Raw genomic sequence first — 24,386 nt, forward strand, 5'->3', positions numbered from 1 at the left:
ACAACAAGAGGGGGGGACCTCTCCCGCACTGCTTGTGCGGCTGGTTTCCTGGCATACGGTTCCCATGATCGCAACCTACTTATCCCGTCCGATCGCGCTATGCTAAGATGCGTGGGCCGGCGGCTCGGCACACCATGCCTTTTTCACAAAGCAAATTCATCAAGTTCCAGGGCGGCATGCGCAAGCGGATCGATTCGCTGCGCACCAAGACCGAAGACAGCCTGGAGATCGCCGTCGATACGATGATGGAAGAACGGGTGGATAGTTTTTTCCGTGTGGAAGAAGGGCTGGAGGAAGTCATCAAGTCGTTGCTGGAAATCGAGGAGGAGCTCGGCATCGTCCGGGATCTCTCCGGGGCCATGCGATTAGAATCCCGGCTGGAATTTGTCGAGGACCGCTGGGACGAGTTCGATAGCGAGATTCGCGAACGGCCGCGCCGCCGCCGCAAAAAAGTCAGCCTCGCCGACATGCTGAAAGCCGCGAGCGGCAGCGGCGATCTCTCGCAAGGTTCCAGCGGCATCAATAACGCGATGGATGCGTATGCCGTCATGGGGGTGGAATTCGGCAGCTCCTTGGCCGATGTGACGGCGGCCTTCCGGCAGAAGGCCAAGCAGCTGCATCCGGATGCCAATAACGGGGACCGGAGTTCCGAGCCGGCCTTGCGGCGGATGCTGGAGGCCTATCAGTTTCTGAAGGAATATTTGAGTCTCAGCAATGTGGAGCCGCCACGGCAGGCGGACGCGTCTTATAACCCGACTGAATAATCAACAGGAGTGCCGTGCATTCAACGAAATATATCAAGACAACGGACGAGCTGGAGCGGTTATGCGACCAGCTGGCTCCGGCATCCCGCCTCGCCCTGGATACGGAGTTTGTCGGCGAAGACAGCTTCATTCCCCGGCTTGAGCTGATCCAGGTGGCCACGGAAAACCATTCGGCCATCATCGATTTTCCCGCGCTGCAGGATTCACATGCCTTGGCGCCATTTTGGGACATCGTCCGCAATCCGCAGGTTGAAAAGGTCGTCCACGCCGGGCGGCAGGACTTGGATCTCTTTGCGACCCATGCCGGGGCGATTCCCAAGCCGTTTTTCGATACGCAGATCGCGGCCGCCATGGTCGGGTATGGCGCGCAGGTCGCCTATGCCAATCTGGTCTTGCGGGTGCATGGGAAAAAACTCGCGAAGGCGCATACCTTCACCAATTGGAGCGCCAGGCCGCTCACGCCCGATCAGCTGGCCTACGCGCTGGAAGATGTCGAGTTTCTGCTCGCGATTCACGACCATTTGCGGGCGCGTCTCCATAAACTCGGCCGGCTGGAATGGGCCGATGAGGAATTTTCCCGGCTGGAAACCGCCGTCGGCGACACCCGCCGTGAACCGCAGGAACGGTATCAGCGTATTCGCGGATGGGACAGTCTCAAGCCCAAATCGGCTGCGCTGCTCCGTGAACTGGCGGCCTGGCGTGAGAGCGAAGCCCGGCGCAGGAATGTGCCGCGCGGCCGTGTCATGCGCGACGAAGTGCTCTTGCAGCTTGCCCGGCACCCCCCGCGCTCGCTCGACGAGCTGCGTGCCGTACGCGGGCTGCATGGCGGAGAAGTCGATCGGCACGGGGAGACGCTGCTCGCCACGATGCAAGCAGCCCTGGCCCTTCCGGCTTCGGCATGGCCGGATGTGCCGAAGGAGCGGAAGGTCGAGCCGGAATCGACCGGCATGGTGGAACTCCTTCAGGCGGTCATGAAGGCACAGGCCGCCAGTCATGAAATTGCCCCGACACTCCTGGCGACCACGTCCGATCTGCAGGCCCTGGTCGATGCGCGGGCGCAGGGAGCCACGCCGGACTTGCCGGTCTTGCGCGGGTGGCGGCGGGTGTTGCTCGGAAATCTGTTGCTCCAGGTGTTGAACGGGGAGGTGGCGGTCAAGATCGATCCCGCCTCGGGGAAGCTCGCCTGGTCATAGCCAGGCAAGCCAATCCCTTGGGGCCCTCGCGGGCGGCGGTCAGAGGAGTGATTTGACGGTCTCCGCCGGCCTGGCCAGGATGGCCGTGTCCCCCTTCACCACGATCGGCCGTTGAATCAGGTCGGGATATTGCACCATCAGATCGATCAATTCCTCGTCGCTGAGATTCTTCTTCGCCAAGCCCAGCTCCTTGTAGATGTCTTCCTTCGTGCGGAGGACGTCTTTGGGCGAGAGGCCTGCTTTTTTCAGCAGTCCCTTGAGCACGGTTTTGGTAAATGGCTGTTCATAATAATTGATGGCCGTGAAGTCCGCGCCGCTGTCACGGACCAATTGAACCGTCTGGCGGCAGGTGGTACAGGTTGGTTTCTGGTAAATCGTGATGTCGGACATGATCGCTCCTTTGTTGAGTCTGCGGCGTCTGTCTTGACGCCATTTTTCCGGCTGTGCTAGACCTCACAGCCATTGTCATTCACCGGGCGCTTGTGTGAACGCTATGCCACTTGTTGGAACCAGTTCGTCGGGCCAATTCTCCTGCGCGACCTCCACGCAACATACCTTGCGCGAACTTCGTACGAAGCGGAAGGGACAGCCGGTATTCGTGCTGGGCCATCTCCTGGCACGGAAAGGGCAGGAGGCGACCTTCGAAGTCTTTAACGACCGCATCGCGCTGGTGAAGTTTTCCGATGGAGCGGTGGTCGGATACGATCCGATTGAACTCTTGCTCCCCACGGAAATCGACGACAAAGGCGTGGCCTATTTTGAAATCCGGCCCTGCGGCCAATGCGAGATGCTGTTTCCGCTCACTGCCGAAGAACGCGATGCAGAGGTCGAACCGGCCCATTGCCACGAGTGCCGCGGATAATCAGTCCACCAGCGGCGCGACTTCCAGCGCTTTTTTCAGCAGGCAATCCCCGGCAAAGCCTTGCAGAATCATGGGCAGGAGCGAGGCGTCGATCGCCCGCACCGAGCTCACATGAAACCCGTCTCCGGCTCGCCGCCCGTCCAGTTTCAGGGCGTGGCAAATTTCCAATTTCTTCCAGATGGGGTTGCTGAGAATCGTCTCTGAGGCCAGCAGCTTCAGGTCCGAGACGGTTCCGTCGATCGCGATTTTCGCTGGCACTTTGGCCTTATCTTTGGGGGTCTCGCTGACGACGGCATAGGCCAGTTGCTCGTCCTCGGCCAGGACCATGGTCGTCTTCACGCTTCCCCATCCGATCAGCAAGCATCCCAGCAAGAGTATCGACGTGCGCATGGTATGGATTCCCTTCCCGCACTCCGGAAACAACCAACCGGAGAAAACAGTATGCCAATCGACCGGGGGCAATTCAAGGACGGCTGATCCCCGACTACGCGTTCATGATACACTCGTCATGAATCGATTCTGGCCGATCACCTCAGGGAGGTTGCCGCATGCCACACGATTTCATGCCGGGCTTGGCGGGGGTCCCTGCCGCCACCTCTTCGATCAGCGATGTGGACGGCCAGCAGGGGGTGCTGGAATATCGCGGCATCCGTGTCGAGACGCTCTGCGCGCAATCCTCCTTTCTGGAGACGTCCTATCTTCTCCTGTTCGGTCAGTTGCCGAGCGCCTCGCAACTGGCGCAATGGACGAACGATATCTCCCATCATCGCCGCATCAAGTTCCGCATCGTTGATCTGTTGAAATGTCTTCCGGAACACGGTCATCCAATGGATGCGCTGCAAGCGGCCGTTGCCGCGCTCGGCATGTTTTATCCCGGACGGCAGGTCAAGGATGGGCAAAATAATTATTGGTCCGCCGTGCGGCTGATCGCCAAGCTGCCCACTATTGTGGCCGCCTGGGCGAGACTGCGCCACGGCGATGATCCGATCCCGCCGCAGGACGATTTGGAGTTCTCCGAAAACTTTCTCTTTATGCTCACGGAGCACAGGCCCCATCCGCTCTGGAAAGATTTCTTCGATGACTGCCTGATCCTGCATGCCGAGCACACGATGAACGCGTCAACCTTCACCGGCCTTGTCACGGCGTCCACGCTCGCCGATCCCTATACGGTTGTGGCCTCGTCGATCGGCGCTTTGAAGGGGCCTCTGCATGGAGGCGCCAACGAAGAAGTCGTTCAGATGCTCAGGGAGATCGGCAGCCCTGACCGCGCGCGCCCTTATGTGGAGGAACAGCTGAGAGGCAAGCGAAAACTCATGGGCTTCGGCCATCGGGTGTATAAAGTGAAAGATCCCCGAGCCACCGTGTTGCAACGACTCTGCGAGCGGCTGTTTCAAGAGTGCGGCCCGTCGCCCCTTTATGCTACGGCGCTGGAAGTGGAGCGTGCGGCGGGAGAGGCGCTCAACGGGAAAGGAATTTATCCGAACGTCGATTTCTACTCCGGCATCATCTACGACAAGATGGGGATCGACGTAGATCTCTTTACCCCGCTCTTTGCGATGGCGCGCGTGTCCGGTTGGCTGGCGCACTGGCTGGAGCAGCTCCGCGAGAACAAATTATTCCGTCCCGATCAGATTTATTCAGGGGAACACAACCGCCCCTATGTGCCTCTAGCGCAACGCTAGCGACTGATCATCAGACACCCCCTTGACTCTTTACCGTGCGAAATTATCTTTCGACCAGACAGAACAACAGGCGCGGCGCCGACGCGAACCATTTAAACATCGTCATAGTTCAGGAGGTGTGCCATGAGTGCTCTTATGCGCTGGGATCCGTTTCGTGAACTGGAAGATATGTCGGACCGGTTGAATCGCATGTTTGCCCGGCCTGCGCTGCGGACGAACGGGAAGGAAACGCTGACGGTGGCCGACTGGGTGCCGACGGTGGATATCAGTGAAACAGAGGGTGAGTACGTGATTAAGGCGGAATTGCCTGAAGTGAAAAAGGACGACGTGAAAGTAACGCTGGAAGACGGCGTCCTGACCATCCAGGGACAGCGCCGTCAGGAAAAAGAAGAGAAGACCACGAAATATCACCGGATCGAACGGTCGTACGGGACGTTCGTCCGCAGCTTCTCACTGCCGGATCAGGTCAACGAGAGCGGGGTGAAGGCCGAATTCAAAGAGGGAATGCTGAACCTGCATATTCCGAAATCCGAGAAGGCTAAGCCGCGCGCGATCGAAGTGAAAGTCGGGTAAGCCGTTCCGATACCAGTGGTCTGAGGAAAGGCCCGCTCCGGCGGGCCTTTCGTTTTCTGCGGATCAGTCTCCGCAATCTTCCCCCCTGGACTCTTGAGCTTCCAGCCGGCAACCGTTTAAGATGCGCCCTCCGTTTGTCCACACGTCTATTTAGCGAGGAGACCAGGTTATGAAGAAGTCGTCAGGAGTGACCCCCTCGGCTGCCACCGGCACCCGCATCGAACGCGATACCATGGGCGAATTGGCCGTCCCTTCCGATGCCTATTATGGGGTGCAGACCGCCCGGGCCATCGAAAACTTTCCGATCAGTTCGTTGCGCATGCCGCGTTCCGTGATTCGGGCCATGGGGCTCATCAAGCGGGCGGCGGCCTCCGTCAACCATTCGCTGGGACTTCTCGACAAGAAACCGGCCGACGCGATCAAGCAGGCGGCGACCGAAGTGGTGGAAGGCAAGCTCGACGCCGAATTTCCGGTCGATATTTTCCAGACCGGCTCCGGCACTTCCACGAACATGAACACCAACGAAGTCATTTCCAACCGGGCTACCGAACTGTTGGGCGGCTTGCGGGGCAGCAAGCTGGTGCACCCGAACGACCATGTGAACCTGGGGCAGTCGAGCAATGATGTCATTCCCACGGCCATTCATATCGCCGCCGGGGAAATGATGCAGCGGGAACTTCTGCCGGCACTGACCCGCCTGCACAAGGCCCTGGATCGCAAGGCCAAAGAGTTCGACAAGATCGTGAAAATCGGCCGCACCCATTTGCAGGATGCGACACCGGTGCGGTTGGGGCAAGAGTTTGGCGGGTATGCCCGCCAGATTGAGCTGGGTATTCAACGGGTGAAGCGCGCTCAGGAAGCCCTGAGCGAAGTGGCGCTCGGCGGCACCGCCGTCGGCACCGGGTTGAATTGCCATCCCAAGTTTGCCTCCAAAGTCATGGCGATTATTTCCAAGGAAACCGGCTGCACCTTCAAGGAGGCCAAGAATCACTTCGAGGCCCAGTCGGCCCAGGATTCTCTGGTCGAGGCGAGCGGGGAGTTGCGGACGATTGCCGTGAGCCTCATGAAGATCGCCAACGACATTCGCTGGCTCGGCTCAGGCCCGCGCTGCGGACTGGGAGAAATCAATCTGCCGGAGACGCAGCCCGGTTCCTCCATTATGCCGGGAAAGGTGAATCCCGTGATTGCCGAATCCGTGACGATGGTCTGCGCGCAGGTGATCGGCAACGATGTGACCGTGACTGTCGGCGGACAGGCCGCCAACTTCGAATTGATCGTCATGCTGCCGGTCATGGCCTACAACCTGCTCCAATCGATCGAGTTGCTGGCGACGGTGTCCAATAACTTTGCGGCGAAGTGCGTCGAGGGCATCAAGGCTAACGAGGAACGTTGCAAGAGCCTGATCGAGGAAAGCCTGGCCATGTGCACCGCCCTGGCGCCGGAGATCGGCTATGAGGCCGCCGCCAAATTGGCGAAGGATGCCTATAAGTCCGGCAAGACCGTGCGTGAAGTGGCGAAGGAGCAAAAAGTGCTGTCCGATAAACGCCTCACTGAACTGCTCGATCCCTGGCGCATGACCATGCCCGGCGGACCGGTTGGCAGCGCGGGTGGCTAAGGGGCCACGATACGTCATATCGAAGAGATCTACATCCCCGGAGGGCTGTGCTATCAGGAATAGACCAGCACGGCCCTCCACTGGCTACATTCTTCCCGGGTAAACACGTCACAGCATCCGCTGAGTCTCTCCTAATTTTCTTGCGACTCCTCTGAGATCAGTTCAATCGGCGGTGTCATAGCCTGACAGTTCCGACAGGGAATACATCCGCTGGTAGGGCTAAACGCCCTTATCAAGCTGTATTTTCAATCCGCCGATAAATAGGTGTGCCACATTTTTGTGTGAGATTTCTGTCCTAAGATTTCAATGTGGACGTGGACTTATGAAGGGAGGCGCCGCCAATGGCCGCAGTACTGGAGAACACAATCACAGGGAGCAATCAGCAAATCGGACTCACCACTGATGGCAGCCAGTTTTTGACGTTCAGCCTGGGTGAGGAGCTGTATGGGGTAGACATTCTCCGCGTACAGGAGATCAAAGGCTACACGGCCGTGACGAAAATTCCCAACACTCCGCCGCACATCAAGGGGGTGCTGAACCTCCGGGGTACCATCGTGCCGATCGTGGAATTGCGGACGAAGTTTGGCTTGCCGACGATCGATTACACCATGTTTACTGTCATTGTCGTGGTGGTGGTGAGAGACAAAGTGATGGGTCTGGTCGTGGATGCGGTTTCTGATGTACTCAACATTGACAGGAAAGATATTCAGGCGGCGCCTGAGTTCGGGGCCAAGGTGAATGTGACCTTCCTCAACGGCATCGGCAAGTCCGGCGACAAGCTGATCTCACTGCTGGACATCGACCGGCTGCTCATCGAGCAGGAGGTCAAGGACGCGATTTCCGCCGCGGACTGACTGTGAAACGAGTGACGTGCGATCTGTGACGGGTGTGTGATGAGGAACAGGCCGGATTGGACTGAGGTGCGCATACAGGGGATGGAGACATCATGGGATTGAATGTCGAACTGTTGGAGGAGAGTTTCAAGCTGGTGGCGCCAAAGGGCGAAGCGCTGGTGAGCCGGTTTTACGAACGGTTGTTTCAGAAATATCCCGCCGTCAAGCCACTCTTCAAAGACACCTCGTTGGCGGAGCAGAAGAAGAAGCTGCTGGCTTCGCTGGTGCTGGTCATCCAGAATCTCCGGCATCCGGATAAACTATCGCATGCGCTGCAGACGCTGGGGGCTCGCCATGTGGAGTATGGCGCGCAGCCGGCGCATTACGAGGCGGTTGGAGAGAACTTATTGGCGGTGCTGGCGGAGTTCGCCGGCCCGGCTTGGACGCCGGCAGTCAAACAGGCCTGGACTGACGCCTACGGGGCCATTACTACAATTATGCTGCAAGGAGCAGCCTCCCAGCGCAGTCAGGCCAGGCCGTCACCCATTTCTCCGCCGCCAACGTCTCTGCCCGCACAATCGGATCACAAGGGAGGCTTCATCTTGAACTGGTTCGGCAATCTGAAAACCATGTGGAAGCTGATGGTGGGGTTCGTGCTGGTCGGTGCGGTCACGGCGCTGGCGGGGGTCGCCATCAACGCCGGCATTGCACAGCTTCAGGAAAATCTACGCATCGTCTATGAGGATTATACTGTGGCCGGGACGGATCTGGCCCGCACCGCCAATAATGTCATGCGGTATCGTAATAACGTCATTCTTGGCATCGGCACGAGCAGCCACGATGAGTTCCAGCGTTTCTATTCACTGCAGGGGCCGCTGAAAGAAAATATACTCAAGCCGCTGGAGGCCTATGCCTCCACCGTGCTGCGCGTGTCGAAATCCGGCCGTGATGAGCGGCGTGATCTTGACACCTTCCGGAAGGCGTTAGATGAGTATTTTGTGGCCGCAGAACTGACGATGAGCATGGCGAAAAACGGATGGGACGGGGCGGGCAAAGAGGATGTGGCTCTATGGCGGGAGCGGGCTAAAACCAACGCCGTCACCAATGCCGGACCGAAGCTGAATGCCGCCATGAAAGCCATGGATGAGTTGCTGGACACCGTCACCGAAGTTGCCAAAGACATGAATGAGGAGGGCAAAGCCACCGGCGCCAGCGCGCGGGGGACGCTGCTGGTCAGCACGGCGGCTGCCATTCTAATGGGATTGCTCTTCGGATATGTGATCGCCAGGTTTTTGGGAACGCGCCTGGCCAATGTGCTGGCGGCGGCCCAGGCCTTGGGGGGTGGTGATTTAACGGCGCGGTCGAGCGTGGCGACGCGGGATGAAGTGGGCGCGCTGGCGTCGGCGTTCAACCGGATGGGCGAGTCTCTGGAAGCGGCCTCGGCGAAACAGGAAGAGATGGTCGCCACACTGAACAACGCGCAGGCCAATCTCCTGATGTGCGATCGGAATCTGGTCATCACCTATGTGAATGAAGGAGCCCTGAAGACGTTCCGTGAGATCGAAGCGGAGATCCGTAAGGTCCTGCCCGCGTTCGACAGCACCAAGCTGGTGGGGACCTGCATCGACGAGTTTCACAAGGATGCCGCGCGCATCCGGCGGATCTTGGAGAATCCGAGGAACTTGCCGCATCGCGCCGACATCCAGCTGGGGCCGCTGACGCTGGACCTGAACGTCAAGGCGATCACCAATCGCAAGGGCGAATATGTGGGTAATTCACTCGAATGGCTGAACGTGACGGAGAAGCGGGTGGCAGACAAAGTCATTCTGCAAATGCAATCGGCGCTGGAGCATGCAGGCACCAACTTCATGATCGCGGATGCAGATGAGAAAGTAACCTTCGTCAACAAGGCGGCCTACAACTATCTGAAGCGGTTGGAACCGGAACTGCGGAAGTATTTGCCGGCTTTGGAGGTCGATAAGGTCGTGGGTGGATCGATCCATCGCTATCACAAGGACCCGCAGGCGATTAAGAATATTCTTGCTGGCCTGAAGCCGGGGGATGTCCGGCGCGGGGAGATCAAGCCGGGACCATTCGTGTTTGAGCATCAAACCCGCGCGGTGTTCGACCAGGCGGGAAACAAGCTCGCCTATGTTGTTGAATGGCGCGATGTGACCTCGGAGCGCCACGCGCAGCGTGAAATCGATCAACTGATCGCACACGCTTCCGAAGGCCGCCTGTCCGATCGCATCGTACTCGATCAGCTCGAAGGCGGATACAAGGTCATTGCCACCAATGTAAATAAGCTGATGGATGCCGTGTCCGTGCCCTTGGCTGAGGCTCAAAAGGCCCTCACGTCCCTGGCGGCCAACGACCTGACTCAGGAAATGAGCGGGAATTACCAGGGCGAGTTTGAACAGATGAAGAGCAGCTTGAACGGCGCCATTGGGAACCTGACCAGGACCATCACCTCCGTGCGCGAGGCGGTGGAAGCCGTGACGGCGGGAGCGGAGCAGATCAGCAAAGGGAGCGAAGACCTCTCGCAGCGGACGAGCGAACAGGCCAGTTCGCTGGAAGAGACTAGCGCGTCCATGGAAGAAATGACGAGCACCGTGAAGCAGAATGCGGACAACGCGAAGCAGGCCAATCAATTGGCGAGCGCCGCGCGGGAGACCGCCGACAAGGGCGGGGCGGTGACCACGAAAGCCATTGAGGCCATGGGGGCGATCAACCAGAGCAGCAAGAAGATCGCCGACATCATCACGGTGATCGATGAAATCGCCTTCCAGACGAATCTCTTGGCCTTGAATGCCGCGGTCGAAGCGGCGCGGGCCGGGGAGCACGGCCGCGGCTTTGCCGTGGTGGCGGCGGAAGTGCGCAATCTGGCCCAGCGGTCGGCGACGGCGGCGAAGGAGATTAAGGGGCTCATCAACGAGTCCATCCAGCGGGTGAATGACGGGAGCGAACTGGTGGACCAGTCCGGCAAGACGCTGGAAGAGATCGTGAGCTCGGTGAAACGGGTGACCGACATCATCGCGGAGATCACGGCGGCCTCGCAGGAGCAGGCGAGCGGGATCGACCAGGTGAACAAGGCGATCATGCAGATGGACGAAGCGACGCAGCAGAACGCGGCGCTGGTGGAAGAGACGACGAGCGCCAGCCAGTCCATGAAAGTGCAGGCCCAGGAGCTGATGCGCCAGGTGGCCACCTTTAAGGTGAACAACGGGCCAGGGCCGAGTGGCCAGGGGCCAGGGGCACGGGTGAAGACGGTGGCCAAGCCCGTGGCTCAGAAGCCGGTACCACGGGAGACCCCGACGCCCGCTGGGGTCGCGTCAGGCAATGGGCACAGTACCAAGAAGGATGAGTATGAGGAGTTCTAGAACAATCTGATGAGTGACGAGTGATGGATGGTAAGGTAAGAGGCTTCTCTCAACCTTATCACCCATCACTGCTCACATTCGGTCTCGCTTCCCTCCTGCAATCCTTGCCAACACTCGCCTGCATCGAGACTCCGGCTTTGACAGCCGAAATTCCTCTATGCTAATGTCCGCGAAACTGTTGGGGTTCTAGTCTTTTCTAATCACTTTTCCCAGGGAACAACGCATGAGCGCACAGAGCAAGCACGTGATCATTGTGGCCGGAGCCGGACCTGCCGGGATGGCTGCTGCCAATATGCTGGCAAAAGCCGGCCATGACATCATCATTCTCAATCGTGACATCAAGTTCGGTGGGCTGGCCGAGTACGGCATTTTCCCCGCGAAGCTCAAGCTGCGCGGCGGATTGAAGAAACAATATTGGGAGATGCTCGAACAGCCGAACGTCCACTACTTCGGCAACGTGTCGATCGGCAACGGGAAAGATCTGACGGTCGAAGACGTTCGTGCGCTCGGCGCCAGTGCGGTGGTATTCGCCATCGGCGCGCAGGGCACGAAAGCGATCGGCGTGGAAGGCGATTCCGCGCAGGGGGTGTTTCACGCGAAGGATGTCGTCTATCACTTCAATCGCTTGCCAGGGTTTGGCGATCGCCCCTTCGAGATGGGGAAGCATGTCGCGGTGATAGGCGCCGGCGACGTGATGGTGGACATCGCCCATTGGCTGATTCGCTATAAGAAGGTGGAGCGCGTCACGGCCATTGTCCGGCGCGGCCCGGCGGAGCGGAAGTACAACCCGAAAGAAATTCGGGCGGTCTGCTCGAATATGGATGTGGAAGGGATTACGAAAGAAGTCGCGCGGATCAAGGATCGCTTGGCCGCAGTCGGTCAGAACGCAGACGAGATCCTGAAAGGCTTGACCGACGAATTTACGAAATGCGAACCGACGGGCAGCGACACAAAGATGGGCTTTAAGTTCCTGGCTTCACCCAAGCGCATTTTGGTGGACGGCAATAATCGTGTGCGCGGGCTGGAGATGGAAGACAATAAGCTGGAGCCCAAGGGCAGCGATACGGCGGCGGTCGGGCTGAAGCAATATTATGAGTTTCCCTGCGATGCGGTGGTCTTTGCCGTGGGCGATCGAGTCGATGACACCGTTGGATTGCCTTATAAGGGCGGTGTCTATGTGACCAATCCCAATAAGACCAACAACGATCCTGACGACGCGCTGTTTCAGGCCTACGATGAGGCGGCGGGGAAGGTTGTGGATGGCGTGTTCCTGACTGGCTGGGCCAGGAAGGCGAGCGACGGATTGGTCGGCATCGCCAAGCGGGACGGGGAGTGGTGCGCGGAAGTGGTCACTCGGTATCTGGGCACCAAAACATCCGGGCAGCCGCTTTCGGCGAAGTCGGTGTTGGACAAATTACAGGGGCTTCTCAAGGAACGGAAGAGCCGCCCGGTCGATCTCGCTGGTTTGAAAACGCTTGATGCAGCCGAAAAAGCCCACACGGGAGCGGCCGATTGCATCGGCGAGTTCAAGTTTGCGGCGAATCAGGAGATGCTGAGTGTGATCGAGCGCGGCACGAAATAGGTTGGAGAAACCGGCCGGTCTTCAACCGTCTCCCCATTTCAGCTTTTCGCGCAAGACTTCGTAGTAGCGTGTTTCCGGAAAACGGATCAGTCTCGTCCGATGGTCCGACATCTTGATCTCGATCGTATCTCCTTGCGAGATCGAGACGCCCACTTGCCCATCCATCGTCGCCATCGCGCCATCATCCTTGCTCGTGAGCGTGACTTCGAGTTCCGCCTGCGCCGGCACAATCAGCGGCCGATGCGTCAGCGTGTGCGGACAGATGGGGGTCAGGATCAGTGCCTGCACGGCCGGATCGATGATGGGACCGCCGGCCGATAAGGAGTAAGCCGTCGATCCGGTAGGCGTGCTCACGATCAACCCGTCGCCGCGCAGGTTGGTGACGAACTCTCCTTGAATCGCAATCTTCAATTCGATCATGCGGGCCAGCGTGCCTTTGCTGATCACCACATCGTTCAGCACGCCCCCTTGTGCGACGGTTTCGCCGTGGCGGTGGATATGCGTCTTGAGCATGAGCCGTTCGTCCAGCACAAAGTCGTTGGCAAACACCCGCTCCAGCGACGGATAGAGATTCTCCAGCCGCACTTCCGTGAGAAAGCCCAGCCCTCCCATGTTGACGCCGAGGATGGGGATGCTGCGTTCGCCGGCGAGCCGCGCGGCATTGAGCATGGTGCCATCGCCGCCGAGCACGAGCAGCACGTCGGCTTTTCCCGCCAACTGGGTTTTCTGGATGCCGCCCGATTCGCCAAGCAGAGTGGCGCAGGTCGTATCCAAGAGGACATTAATGCTTCTTGCCCGCAGCCAGGCCACGACGTTCTGCAGAGTGGCCTTGATCTCCGGAAATTTGGGCTTGACCAGAATGCCGATGCTTTTACTTTTCATAGGAGGCATCCAACGAGGCCGTGAATATGGGGCTGCGTGAAAGGTGCGGGATTGTATAGGGAGGATTCTTTTTCTGTCAACGCGAGAGAGCCCAGTCGGCGGGCTGTCGAATAAGAGAAATCCTGCATGGCCAGCGGCGTTTCACGGCGGCGTTCGAATCGTGCGTAACCTTGACACTCGAAAGACCGCTAGTTACAATCAGATCAAGATTTTCCATAGGTTTGCGCGACACACACCCTTTACGAGCGTATACCACAAGGAGGCAGGATGTTCGAACGATTCACGGACAAGGGTCGGAAGATCATCATCCTCGCACGCGAGGAAGCCGAGCGACACCAGAACGATTACCTCGGAACGGAGCATCTTGTTTTAGCGATACTCCGTGAGTCCGACGGGATCGCTCTTATGATCCTGAAAAAGATGGGGCTCTCGACGGAACAGATCCGGCTGGAAATCGAGCGGAATCTGCCCGGCGGCGGGACGACCATGACCTTTGGAGAAATCCCCTTCAGCCCCCGCGTGAAAAAAGTCATTGAATATGGGGTGGAGGAAGCCCGGCTTCTTGGACACAATCATATCGGCAGCGAACATCTTCTCCTCGGCCTGCTTCGTGAGGAAGAGGGCATCGGCGGGAAGATTCTGCGCAGCTTGGGAGCCAATCTCCTGACGGCAAGACAGTTGACCGTCACCTTCCTCAGGAAATCCGCGCCGCGTGAACGCGACCGAAAGAGCAACACGCCGGCACTCGATGAGTTCGGGCGCGACCTGACCCAAATGGCCCAAGAGGGGCAGCTGGATCCGGTCATCGGCCGGGCCGATGAAATCGAACGGGTCCTTCAGATCCTCAGCCGGAGGACGAAGAACAATCCGGTGCTGATCGGCGAATCCGGCGTCGGCAAGACCGCCATCGTCGAAGGCTTGGCGCAACGCATCGTCCAGTCTGAAGTGCCGGACAATCTGCTGTCCCGCCGGGTCATCGCGTTGGATCTCGGTTCCCTCGTGGCCGGGACGAAATATCGCGGCCAGTTTGAAGAGCGGCTCAAGGTCGTGATGAAGGAAATCGTTCAGGCCGGGAATATCATCATTTTCATCGATGAGCTGCACACCCTTGTGGGCGCCGGCGCCGCCGAAGGTTCGATCGACGCCTCCAATATGCTGAAGCCCGCGTTGTCTCGTGGTGAAATTCAGTGCATCGGCGCCACGACGCTGGATGAATACCGCAAGCACATTGAAAAGGACGGCGCGCTCAAGCGGCGGTTCCAGCCGATTCATGTGCAGCCGCCAAGCTTGGACGAAGCGGTGAGCATCATCCAGGGCTTGCGGGACCGTTACGAAGAACATCACGGTGTGGAAATCACCGAAGACGCAATCGTCGAGGCCGTGAAGCTGTCCGACCGATATATTACCGACCGGTTCCTGCCGGATAAGGCGATCGATTTGATCGATGAAACCGGTTCGCGCGCCAAGCTTCAGACCTACGCGTTGCCCTCAGAGTTGAAGGCGATGGAGCAGGAATTGAAGAAAGTGTCCCGTGACAAGGAATTGGCGATCTCGATGCAGAACTTCGAGGAAGCTGTGCGCCACCGGGAAGAAGAGGAACGGTTGCGGAAGCTGCTCGAAGAGTCGAAGCGCGAATGGAAGAAGAGCCAGGAAAAGAATAAACCGACGATTACGAAAGAAGATGTCGCCTACGTCGTCTCGAAGATGACGGGCATTCCGCTCTTTAAGTTGGAAGAAGAAGAGTCCAACAAACTGCTGCGGATGGAAGAATTTCTTCACAAGCGCGTCATTGGCCAGAACGAGGCCATTTCGGCGATTTCCCGTGCCATCCGCCGCTCGCGTGCCGGGCTCAAGGAAGCCAAGAAGCCGATCGGCTCCTTTATCTTCCTCGGTCCGACTGGCGTCGGGAAAACGGAACTGGCGCGAACTTTGGCGGAATTCCTCTTTAACAGCGAAGACGCCTTGATCCGGGTCGATATGTCCGAGTATCAGGAGAAGTTCACCAGCTCACGGCTGTTCGGAGCCCCTCCCGGATACGTGGGATATGAAGAAGGCGGCCAGCTGACTGAAAAGGTCCGCAGGCGGCCCTATTCGGTGGTGCTGTTCGACGAAATCGAGAAGGCCCATCCGGATGTGTTCAACGTCTTGCTCCAAGTGTTGGATGACGGGGTGTTGACTGACAGCTTGGGCCGAAAGGTCGATTTCAAGAATACCGTGGTCATCATGACCTCGAACATCGGCACGAAGATGATCCAGAAGGGTGTTTCGCTCGGCTTCCAGAGCACGGACGGGGAACAGGCTCGCAAGAAGAAGGAAGAAGTGTTCGGCGAATTGCGCCGCTCCTTCAGCCCCGAGTTCCTCAACCGGATCGACGAGATCGTCATCTTCCATCAGCTGGACAAGGAGCATCTCAACAGCATTCTCGATATCCTGCTCCGCGAGCTGAACGGCCGCCTCGTCGAAAAGGGTGTCGAGATCGAGGTCGACGACGAAGTGAAACAGTGGCTTATTAAAGAGGGCTATGAGCCGTTGTATGGTGCCCGTCCGATGCGGCGCACGATTCAGCGGGCGATCGGGGATCCGCTCTCCGACGAGCTCATCAAAGGCCGTTTTAAGGACAGCCGCAAGATCAAGGTGGTGCTCCGTGATGGTGCACCGGCCTTTATCGAGCAGGAGGCGATGGCCGGCGTCTAAACCGCAGTCTGTGAATGCAGGCTCACTCCACAGTACGTGCCTTGACACCCCCTGCGGCCACAAGCCGCAGGGGGTGTCTGCTTTCATCCCGGTATGTGAAAGTGTTATGAATAACCCGTATGACTACTAGACTTACGGGAGAGACCATCCGCTACGAATCCTGGCATCCTCACCCCATTCTCGGCATCGAATCCTCATGTGATGAGACATCTGCCGCCGTCCTTGATGAGCGAGGACAGGTGCTCTCCAATATCATTGCGTCACAAGATGCGGTTCACCGGAAGTATGGCGGGGTGGTCCCTGAACTGGCGGCCCGCGCCCATCTGGGGACAATCGATCGCGTGGTCAAGTCGGCGCTGATCCAGGCCGGGCTGACAAGGCGCGATCTTGGGGCGATTGCCGTGACTCAGGGGCCTGGTTTGGCCGGAGCCTTGTTGGTGGGAGTCAACTACGCCAAATCGTTTGCCTATGCCTTGAAGCTCCCTCTCATCGGAGTGAATCATCTCGATGGCCACATCGCATCGGCCTGGCTGGCCGATCCGGAATTCCCCCATCCCTGCGTCGTGCTGGTAGTGTCAGGCGGACACACGCATTTGTATCGTCGAGAGGCAGATGGCAGCAATGGGCTTCTTGGGTGTACGCGCGACGACGCGGCGGGTGAAGCCTTCGACAAGGGTGCGCAGATGCTGGGGCTGGATTATCCGGGCGGTCCCGCTATCGACCGTTTGGCCAAGCAGGGCAATTCACGCGCTATTCGATTTCCGTTGTCGCGTTTGCGGAAAAGTAGTTTGGAGTTCAGTTTTAGCGGCCTGAAAACCGCGTTGTTGTACAAGCTGCGGGACATGGAGGCCTCGGCGCGCACGGCTCAGGCGGCTGATTTGGCCGCCGGCTATCAGGAAGCCATTGTGCGAGTCCTCGTCGATCGCGCCTTTATCGCGGTTCAATTGTCCGGCACAAAGGCGCTTGCCGTGGTCGGCGGCGTGTCGGCCAATTCGCGTCTGCGGACGCTTCTCGCGGAACGGGCGGCGCTGGATGGCGTCAGGCTCGCCTTGCCGCCGATGACCTATTGCACGGATAATGCGGCGATGATCGCCTCAGCCGGACGGCAATTGCTGCTTAGCGGGCGCCCCATCAATCGTGAGATCGATATCATTCCCACACTCAGGCTTGGGACTCAGGCGAACATTGCCCTGGTTCAGGCCGGATCATAACGAGGCCCTGTATTTCAGACATTCATGGACAGACGACGGGACTTCGCGCCAGCCATGTAGCGGCTCTTGAACGGCTCTATCGCCGCCGTGTGCCCGCCGATGAAGTGCTGTCTCTGGATTTGGCCAAAGCGGCCGCACAGCTTGCGCTCGAAATCCGTCGCCCGCTCTCGCTGCTGTTAACGAGGCGTGGAGTCGTACAGGAAATTATTGTGGGAACGGAGATGGTGCTGTCTCCGACCACGCAGGCGAAATTCAGGACCGGTCCGCGCTCGCTTCGTGGACTCAGGCTCATTCGGACCCAACTGCATGACCGGCCATTGAGCCAGGAAGATCTGACGGACCTCGCTTATCTGCGCCTCGACCTCATGGGGGTCTTATCTGTCAGTCCTGATGGCACTCCCGGCACTGTCTATCTCGCGCACCTCCTTCCGCCGGATGGCAGCGGCGAACTCTGTAAGATTTTAAAGCCGACGCCCTTGCCGCAATGTCCGATCGTCTTTGATCGGTTTATCGAAGAGCTGGAGGCGGACATCCAGCAGGCGTTGAAGCACCATGCTGTCGGGGGGAAGCAGGAGTCGGCGATGTTGGTGAGTGCCTCGTCACGTGGCCGCGCCGAACAGGAGGACCGTCTGGCCGAGCTGGCCGAACTGGCAGACTCCGCGGAAGTGGCGGTCGTGGATAAGATGGTTCAGCGGATTCCAGCTGGTCATCAGCGCTATCTGTTAGGGAGCGGAAAACTGAAAGAAGTGCTGATACAAACCCTGCATAAGGGCGCGGATATGCTCATCTTTGACCAAACGCTTACACCGGCCCAGGCACGAGCGATTTCAGAGATGACCGATATTAAAGTTATCGACCGGACTCAGTTGATTTTGGATATCTTTGCCAGACGGGCGCACAGCCGGGAAGGGAAAGTGCAAGTCGAACTGGCCCAACTCCGGTACCTGTTGCCACGGCTCTCCGGGCATGGCACGCAGCTCTCCCGGCTGGGAGGCGGGATTGGCAGCAGAGGCCCCGGTGAAACAAAGCTCGAAACGGATCGCCGGCGCATTCACGATCGGATTACACATTTGGAAGGGGAGATTAAAGACTTTGCCCGCCATCAGGGGCAGCGCCGGGCTCGCCGTGAGCGCCATGGGCTGCCAGTGCTTTCGCTGGTCGGGTATACCAACGCGGGAAAATCGACGCTCCTCAATGTGCTGACCAAGAGTCACGTTTCGACGTTAAACCGGGTCTTTGAAACGCTGGATACGACGAGCCGGCGTCTGCGCTTTCCGGAAGATCGGGAAGTGATTGTGACCGATACCGTGGGGTTCATCCGGGACCTGCCGCAAGAACTCGTCGGGGCCTTCCGCACCACGCTGGAGGAGCTGCGGGAAGCCGATCTGTTGCTGCATGTGGTCGATGCGAGCGCGCCCGATATCGACGCGCAAATAAAGGCGGTCCTGGACATTCTTCTGGAGCTGGGGCTTGACCAGATTCCCCAAGTGCTCATTTTCAATAAATGCGACCGGCTGCCGGCGCAGCAAGCCGAGGTGCTGTGCTTGCGCTACCAGGCCATCGGAATTTCTGCGCTGAATCCGGACACCGTGAAACCGTTGATCGACCATCTTGCGACCCGTGTCTATGCGATCACCAGCGGGCACGGGACTGCCTCTCCACACGTGAAGGCCCCCGATCCGGTGCTTGCATCTCCCGTCTAACCGCTGCACAATTGACTGCATTATCCATGGATGCCAGACCAGCCCGCACCAAATCTTTGCCTGATCGACCTGCCGGAATCGCCCGTATACTGATGCGACAGATTCCCGTGGCTCGGATGGAATTGACGCATCGTTCTCCCTGGGAACTGTTGGTGGCAACTATTCTGTCGGCGCAATGTACGGATCAGCGGGTGAATCAAGTGACTCCGGCCTTGTTCAAGCGATTCCGGGAACCCCGCGAATTCGCCGCCGCGCCGCAGGCTGAGCTTGAAACGCTAATCAAATCCACCGGATTTTACAAAAATAAGGCGAAGCATCTGATTGGCTGTGGACGGGCGGTGGCGGAACAATTCGGCGGCACCGTGCCGCAACGCATGGAGGAGCTGACGACGATTCCCGGAGTGGGGCGCAAGACGGCCAATGTGATCCTGGGAACGGCGTTCGGAAAGCCCGCTATCGTGGTCGATACGCATGTGAAACGGGTCGCCAATCGGTTAGGCCTCACGGCGTCGGACGATCCCGAAACGATTGAAGAGGATCTGCAAAGACAGTTCCCTCAAGCACAGTGGACCGATGTCTCCCAGCGCCTGCTCTTGCATGGACGCTATGTCTGTCTGGCCCGGAAACCGCAATGCGCTGAATGCTGCTTGTATGCCGAGTGCCATTGGAAAGGAAAAGCTCCACGATGATTACCAGCATGACAGGATTTGGACGACGGCAAGGTACTTGGGAAGACAGTCACGTCACGGTTGAAATCCGGTCGGTGAACCACCGGTTTCTGGAAACGGGAATTCGCCTGCCGAAATCGATGAACCAGCTTGAGGATGTGTTCAAAAAAGCCATTCAAGGCCATTGCCGGCGAGGGCGGGTCGATCTCACGGTGCTCGTGCAAGGCGGGCGGGGAGGAACACGGTCCCTCCAGGTGGATGCGGTCCTGGCGAAAGAGTACCATCAGGCACTCCGCACGCTCCAACGCACGCTGAAGCTCAAAGGGTCTATCGATGTCGGGTTGCTGGCCGGCCTTCGGGATGTCATCACGATGTCCGATCAGCCTGCCGACGATCCGCAGCTCGCCAAGCTGGTCACCAAGCTCACCACCCAGGCCATCCAAGACCTGGCTAAAATGCGCAAGAAGGAGGGCGCCCTCCTGGCCAATGATATTCAGGCCCGCCTCGACATTTTGCGCGGCTTGAAATCCCAGGTGGCGGCCAAAGCCCCGCATGTCGCACAAGAGGCCTTTGACCGGATGAAAGGGCGGGTTGAGAGGCTTTTGTCGGGCGAAGCGCCGGATCAGGCCAAACTGCATCAGGAATTAGCGGTCTTTGCCGATCGCAGTGACATTACAGAAGAATTGGTCAGACTGGATGCACATATGATACAGTTCGAGCAGACGCTTCAGAGTACGGAGTCCGTTGGGAAAACATTGGATTTTCTCATTCAGGAAATGGGGCGGGAGATCAACACCATTGGCTCCAAAGCCAACGACCTCACCATCACTGCTTCGGTCGTCCAGATGAAGGCCGAACTCGAACGGATCAGAGAACAGATCCAGAACGTGGAATGACAACCGCAATGAGCAGCAATGGCGTGACCGCAACTTCCGAGCAGGGGTACCATACCCCGGAACGCCGGGGTATTCTGTTTATCATTTCCGCTCCATCAGGAACGGGCAAGACCACGCTCTGCAAGCAAATCGCGGCAACCGTTCCAGGGATTTGGCATTCCGTCTCCTACACCACCCGCCAGCCGCGTCCCGGAGAAGAGAACGGGCGGGAGTACTTTTTCATCGAAGAAAAAGTGTTTCAGGACATGGTCGAGAAAAACGAGTTCATGGAATACGCCCATGTCTACGGCAACTGGTATGGCACCCCTCGAAAGTCGTTGATGGACAAAATGGAGCGGGGCATCGACGTGCTCCTGGAGATCGATGTGCAGGGCGCCCTCCAGATCAAGAAGAAGTTTCAAGATGCCGTGTATATTTTTATCCTGCCCCCGTCCATGGAGACGCTGCGCACCAGGCTGCAGAGCCGGGCGTCGGACACGCCGGAAGAAATCATGCGCCGGCTCCAAAAGGTCAAAGAAGAAGTCTGGAGCTATCGGGAGTATTACTATATCGTCCGAAACGACGATCTCGCGCAGTCCTTGCGTGAGCTGCAAAGCATTTTCCTGGCCGAGCGCTTGAAAACCAAGCGGCTCGATATGAATTGGCTGGAGCAAAATTTTATTCTGGAGCGAGAGTCTAAATCGGGAGAGCGCGACGCGCCTTCCACCACCAAAGGGAGTACTGTTCACCATGATTGACATGCTTAATTTGCTGCCGCAGTACAAGGCCGGCCAGTTCGATTCCCGCCACCGGCTGGTCATCATCGCCGCTCAGCGCGCCAAGCACCTGATCCAGGGGGCCAAACCGGCGGGGCCCTTGCGGTTCGCCAAGGAAACCACCTCAGCCTTGGATGAGGTCTTGCGCGACCAAGTGAAATATCTGATCGGGAAAGACGCGCGCGATGCCATGAAGGAAGCGAAGCGCGGCAAAGAAGGGGAAAGCGAACGGCTGGCCATGATGACCGGCGAAGACGCCCGCGAAATCAAGAAAGAGCTGAGCGTCTATGTCGATGACACGGTGGCGCCGGCCGTGAAGGAAGCCGAGGAGTAGGAGTACTCGTTGGACGCCGATACGCACACACGCCCATTGACCGGCAAGCGGGTGGCGCTCGGCGTCACGGGGAGCATCGCCGCCTATAAGGCCGTGAGCCTGCTCCGCGCGCTCACGAAGGCCGGGGCATCGGTGTCGGTCGTCATGACCAAGGCGGCGGCCAAGTTCGTGACGCCGATGACGTTTGAAGTCCTTTCGGGCCAATCGGTCACCACCGATCTCTTTGAAGCCCATCAGGAAATGAAGCATTTGTCGATTCCGGAGCAGGCCGACGTCATCGTCGTGGCTCCGGCGACCGCCAACTTTCTCGCGAAGGCGGCAGTGGGCCTGGCCGACGATGTGCTCTCGACCATGCTGCTCACCACGCGCAGTCCGTTGATTGTCGCGCCGGCGATGGATGGCGATATGTGGACGCATCCCACCGTGCAGGACCATGTCCGCACGCTTCGATCCCGAGGGGTGCTCGTACTGGATCCGGAAGAAGGGCCGTTGGCATCAGGGCAGGTGGCCCAAGGCCGGCTGGCCGCCGAATCCCGCATCCTTGAGGCCGTTGAGCGGACCCTGCTGCCGCAACTCGACTTCAGGGGACAGCGGGTGCTGATCTCCGCCGGCCCGACGCAGGAACCCATCGATCCGGTGCGGTATATCTCTAATCGTTCATCGGGGAAAATGGGGTATGCGCTGGCGGAGGCGGCGAGAAACCGTGGCGCCGAGGTGACGCTCGTCACAGGACCCACCGCATTGACTCCGCCCGCAGGAGTTCGGATGATTCCGGTCACCACTGCCCAAGACATGGCTGCCGCGATGACGGCACATTTCGAATGGTCTACCGTCGTGATCATGGCCGCCGCCGTCGCCGATTTCCGCCCCAAGGAAGTAGCATCGCACAAGTTGAAAAAGAGCGGGCAGGCCGTGCCGACGCTCGAACTGGAACAAGCCCCTGATATTCTAGCCATGCTGTCGGCCAAACGAACCTCGCAAATCCTGGTGGGTTTTGCGGCGGAAACCCAGCATCTCCTGGCCCATGCCCAGACCAAATTGGCCGCCAAAGGGCTGGATTTGATCGTAGCCAACGACGTGACCCAGGAAGGGTCTGGTTTTGGCAGCGACCGGAATGCCGCCGTCATCCTCTCCCGCACCGGCCAGCAATGGCCATTGAGCCTCAGAGCAAAATCACAAATGGCTCACGATATTCTCTCCGTTATAGTAGACTTTCCCAAGAGTATGCAGGGGACCCACGCGCCGACAGTCATATCCTAAGGGGACGACGATGGCTTCAGGATCACAGGCCGGTAATGCCGCCGAAATCGATCGCCATGCCCTGGCCCTGGCAAAAGATCCAGGCTCAAAAGCTTTTATTCCTCTCGCAGAAGAGTACGGCAAAGCCGGCATGTGGGCGGAAGCCGCAGGTGTCCTTGAAGACGGACTCAAGCAGTATCCCGGCTTCATTACGGCGATGGTGGCTCTTGGCCGGGCCTACGATCAGATGGGGCAGCCCACCAAAGCCAAGGCCATTCTGGAAGAAGCCATCAAGATCAGCCCGGAAAATCTTCGGGCCCATCGAACACTCGCGAAAATTTACGCCGCCGAAGGGGCCACAGAAGCCGCGCTCCGTTCCTGTACGGTCATCCTTGCCGCCAATCCGTCCGATCAGGAATCGCTGTCAATTCGTGCCTCGTTAGGGATTCCGCCGCCGCCGGCTCCAGCAGCAAAATCGATCAAGCCGGTCACACCTCCTGCCATGGATGCTTCTCGGAAGACCCCGCCGCCTCATGATGCGGCAGTTTCCGTTGCCACGGTTGAGGCCCCGGAATCCGCGCCACTCATTGAGCCTGCCGAACCGGATGCCAAGGTGGAAGAGCCCTCCGTGGTCACGTCAGGTTCCATTGAGTGCGAGTCCGTTGTTATAGGGAACGCCGAACAGGCAGACAGCAGCCCGGCCCTGCAACCCGATGACGCCCGTTCGGTATCTGAGCCTGAACTCACGCCAGCCGCAACGGTACCTCCGGCTCGTCATCAGGCGGCGGTCGAGAAACTGGAGCAATGGCTGCGCTTCATTCAGACCCGCCGTCGCGACCGGCCGTCCGCCGAAACCGTCGCGCCAACTTCCTACGATTGATCAAAGGTTTGACCCTCCTTTGCAGGGCTGCTAGAATGCCCCCGCTGCTCGCTGACTACAAGCTTGCAACCTTCTTGTTCACGTCGGAGGCGGTTCGTACCTGACATGGTTCGTGTCCTTGTCTTGCATGGTCCTAATCTCAACTTGCTAGGGACCAGAGAACAATCGATTTATGGCTCGACGACGCTCGACGCCATCGACGCCGCTATTTCGGAATTAGCCGATGAGCTGGGCGTGGCCGTGGATATTCGCCAGTCCAATATCGAAGGGGAACTGGTCACCTGGATCCAGGACGCGCGCACCGGTTATCAGGGGATCATTATCAATCCAGCCGCCTACACACATACCAGCATCGCGATTCGGGATGCGATTGCTGCAGTGAACCTGCCGACGGTGGAAGTGCATCTCTCCAATATCCATCAGCGGGAAGAGTTTCGGCACCGGTCTTATGTTGCCGGTGTGGCGCTGGCACAGATTGCAGGATTCGGTCCTACAGGGTATACCTTGGCGTTGCGCGGCCTGTCCGAGCATATCGCCGCACAGGGGACCAAAGCGGGAACAGCAAGATTGAAGCAGGCGCGCCGCCCTCGGCGGCGTGCCTCATAACCGATGAATTTGATTCACCGTGCCGGGATGAAGG

General features: G+C 58.6%; 22 protein-coding genes. 19 read left to right on the top strand and 3 right to left on the bottom strand.

Annotated elements, in window-relative coordinates:
- The first annotated feature begins 134 nt into the window (after positions 1–134).
- On the top strand, positions 135–764 hold the full coding sequence (locus tag RI101_05955; protein MEC4889588.1) for a J domain-containing protein: 630 nt from the start codon (positions 135–137) through the stop codon (positions 762–764).
- Between the two features lie 14 nt (positions 765–778).
- Entirely contained in the window at positions 779–1,957 is a 1,179-nt protein-coding gene (rnd, locus tag RI101_05960) for a ribonuclease D (GenBank protein ID MEC4889589.1), read from the top strand.
- Between the two features lie 39 nt (positions 1,958–1,996).
- Here rnd and arsC read toward each other — a convergent pair whose 3' ends face one another.
- Positions 1,997–2,347, bottom strand: a complete 351-nt coding sequence (gene arsC, locus RI101_05965; protein ID MEC4889590.1) for an arsenate reductase (glutaredoxin) — start codon at positions 2,345–2,347, stop codon at positions 1,997–1,999.
- 103 nt (positions 2,348–2,450) lie between these two features.
- Between arsC and RI101_05970 the strand changes: the two genes are divergently transcribed.
- Positions 2,451–2,819, top strand: a complete 369-nt coding sequence (locus RI101_05970) for a hypothetical protein (protein MEC4889591.1) — start codon at positions 2,451–2,453, stop codon at positions 2,817–2,819.
- Here RI101_05970 and RI101_05975 read toward each other — a convergent pair whose 3' ends face one another.
- Positions 2,820–3,209 carry a hypothetical protein gene (locus RI101_05975; GenBank protein MEC4889592.1) on the bottom strand — a complete coding sequence of 130 codons (390 nt, stop codon included), beginning with the start codon at positions 3,207–3,209 and terminating at the stop codon, positions 2,820–2,822. It lies immediately after the preceding gene.
- Between the two features lie 158 nt (positions 3,210–3,367).
- Between RI101_05975 and RI101_05980 the strand changes: the two genes are divergently transcribed.
- The 6 genes from RI101_05980 (at position 3,368) to RI101_06005 (ending at position 12,484) form a co-directional block, all read left to right on the top strand.
- On the top strand, positions 3,368–4,501 hold the full coding sequence (locus RI101_05980) for a citrate synthase (protein ID MEC4889593.1): 1,134 nt from the start codon (positions 3,368–3,370) through the stop codon (positions 4,499–4,501).
- 123 nt (positions 4,502–4,624) lie between these two features.
- Entirely contained in the window at positions 4,625–5,074 is a 450-nt protein-coding gene (locus RI101_05985) for an Hsp20/alpha crystallin family protein (protein MEC4889594.1), read from the top strand.
- A 169-nt stretch (positions 5,075–5,243) separates the two neighbouring features.
- A complete protein-coding gene (locus RI101_05990; GenBank protein ID MEC4889595.1) occupies positions 5,244–6,689 on the top strand; it encodes a class II fumarate hydratase in 1,446 nt (481 codons plus the stop codon).
- 341 nt (positions 6,690–7,030) lie between these two features.
- Entirely contained in the window at positions 7,031–7,543 is a 513-nt protein-coding gene (locus RI101_05995; protein ID MEC4889596.1) for a chemotaxis protein CheW, read from the top strand.
- A 92-nt stretch (positions 7,544–7,635) separates the two neighbouring features.
- Complete coding sequence (locus RI101_06000; GenBank protein MEC4889597.1) at positions 7,636–10,902, top strand: methyl-accepting chemotaxis protein; 3,267 nt, start codon at positions 7,636–7,638, stop codon at positions 10,900–10,902.
- Positions 10,903–11,125: 223 nt separating this feature from the next.
- Positions 11,126–12,484, top strand: coding sequence for an FAD-dependent oxidoreductase (locus RI101_06005; GenBank protein MEC4889598.1), 1,359 nt, complete (start codon positions 11,126–11,128; stop codon positions 12,482–12,484).
- Positions 12,485–12,505: 21 nt separating this feature from the next.
- Here RI101_06005 and RI101_06010 read toward each other — a convergent pair whose 3' ends face one another.
- Positions 12,506–13,366, bottom strand: coding sequence for an NAD(+)/NADH kinase (locus RI101_06010; protein MEC4889599.1), 861 nt, complete (start codon positions 13,364–13,366; stop codon positions 12,506–12,508).
- Positions 13,367–13,633: 267 nt separating this feature from the next.
- Here RI101_06010 and RI101_06015 point away from each other — a divergent pair, with 267 nt between their 5' ends.
- The 10 genes from RI101_06015 (at position 13,634) to aroQ (ending at position 24,352) form a co-directional block, all read left to right on the top strand.
- Positions 13,634–16,060, top strand: a complete 2,427-nt coding sequence (locus RI101_06015; GenBank protein ID MEC4889600.1) for an ATP-dependent Clp protease ATP-binding subunit — start codon at positions 13,634–13,636, stop codon at positions 16,058–16,060.
- Positions 16,061–16,179: 119 nt separating this feature from the next.
- Positions 16,180–17,271, top strand: coding sequence for a tRNA (adenosine(37)-N6)-threonylcarbamoyltransferase complex transferase subunit TsaD (tsaD, locus tag RI101_06020; GenBank protein ID MEC4889601.1), 1,092 nt, complete (start codon positions 16,180–16,182; stop codon positions 17,269–17,271).
- 89 nt (positions 17,272–17,360) lie between these two features.
- A complete protein-coding gene (gene hflX / locus RI101_06025) occupies positions 17,361–18,974 on the top strand; it encodes a GTPase HflX (protein ID MEC4889602.1) in 1,614 nt (537 codons plus the stop codon).
- A gap of 26 nt (positions 18,975–19,000) precedes the next feature.
- Positions 19,001–19,663, top strand: coding sequence for an endonuclease III (gene nth / locus RI101_06030; protein MEC4889603.1), 663 nt, complete (start codon positions 19,001–19,003; stop codon positions 19,661–19,663).
- Entirely contained in the window at positions 19,660–20,538 is an 879-nt protein-coding gene (locus tag RI101_06035) for a YicC/YloC family endoribonuclease (protein MEC4889604.1), read from the top strand. The genes nth and RI101_06035 overlap by 4 nt, the downstream gene beginning before the upstream one ends.
- Positions 20,535–21,275 carry a guanylate kinase gene (gmk, locus tag RI101_06040; protein MEC4889605.1) on the top strand — a complete coding sequence of 247 codons (741 nt, stop codon included), beginning with the start codon at positions 20,535–20,537 and terminating at the stop codon, positions 21,273–21,275. Before RI101_06035 ends, gmk begins: the two co-directional genes overlap by 4 nt.
- The gene (locus RI101_06045; protein MEC4889606.1) at positions 21,268–21,627 is read left to right on the top strand and encodes a DNA-directed RNA polymerase subunit omega; all 360 of its coding nucleotides are present in this window, start codon (positions 21,268–21,270) and stop codon (positions 21,625–21,627) included. Before gmk ends, RI101_06045 begins: the two co-directional genes overlap by 8 nt.
- 9 nt (positions 21,628–21,636) lie before the next feature.
- Positions 21,637–22,887 carry a bifunctional phosphopantothenoylcysteine decarboxylase/phosphopantothenate--cysteine ligase CoaBC gene (gene coaBC / locus RI101_06050; GenBank protein MEC4889607.1) on the top strand — a complete coding sequence of 417 codons (1,251 nt, stop codon included), beginning with the start codon at positions 21,637–21,639 and terminating at the stop codon, positions 22,885–22,887.
- Positions 22,888–22,897: 10 nt separating this feature from the next.
- Positions 22,898–23,746 (top strand): tetratricopeptide repeat protein, encoded by an 849-nt coding sequence (locus tag RI101_06055; protein ID MEC4889608.1) that lies wholly within the window; start codon positions 22,898–22,900, stop codon positions 23,744–23,746.
- Between the two features lie 105 nt (positions 23,747–23,851).
- Positions 23,852–24,352, top strand: a complete 501-nt coding sequence (aroQ, locus tag RI101_06060; GenBank protein ID MEC4889609.1) for a type II 3-dehydroquinate dehydratase — start codon at positions 23,852–23,854, stop codon at positions 24,350–24,352.
- Positions 24,353–24,386: the final 34 nt, after the last annotated feature.

It is taken from the genome of Nitrospira sp. (genome assembly GCA_035968315.1).
Taxonomy (GTDB): Bacteria; Nitrospirota; Nitrospiria; order Nitrospirales; family Nitrospiraceae; genus Nitrospira_D.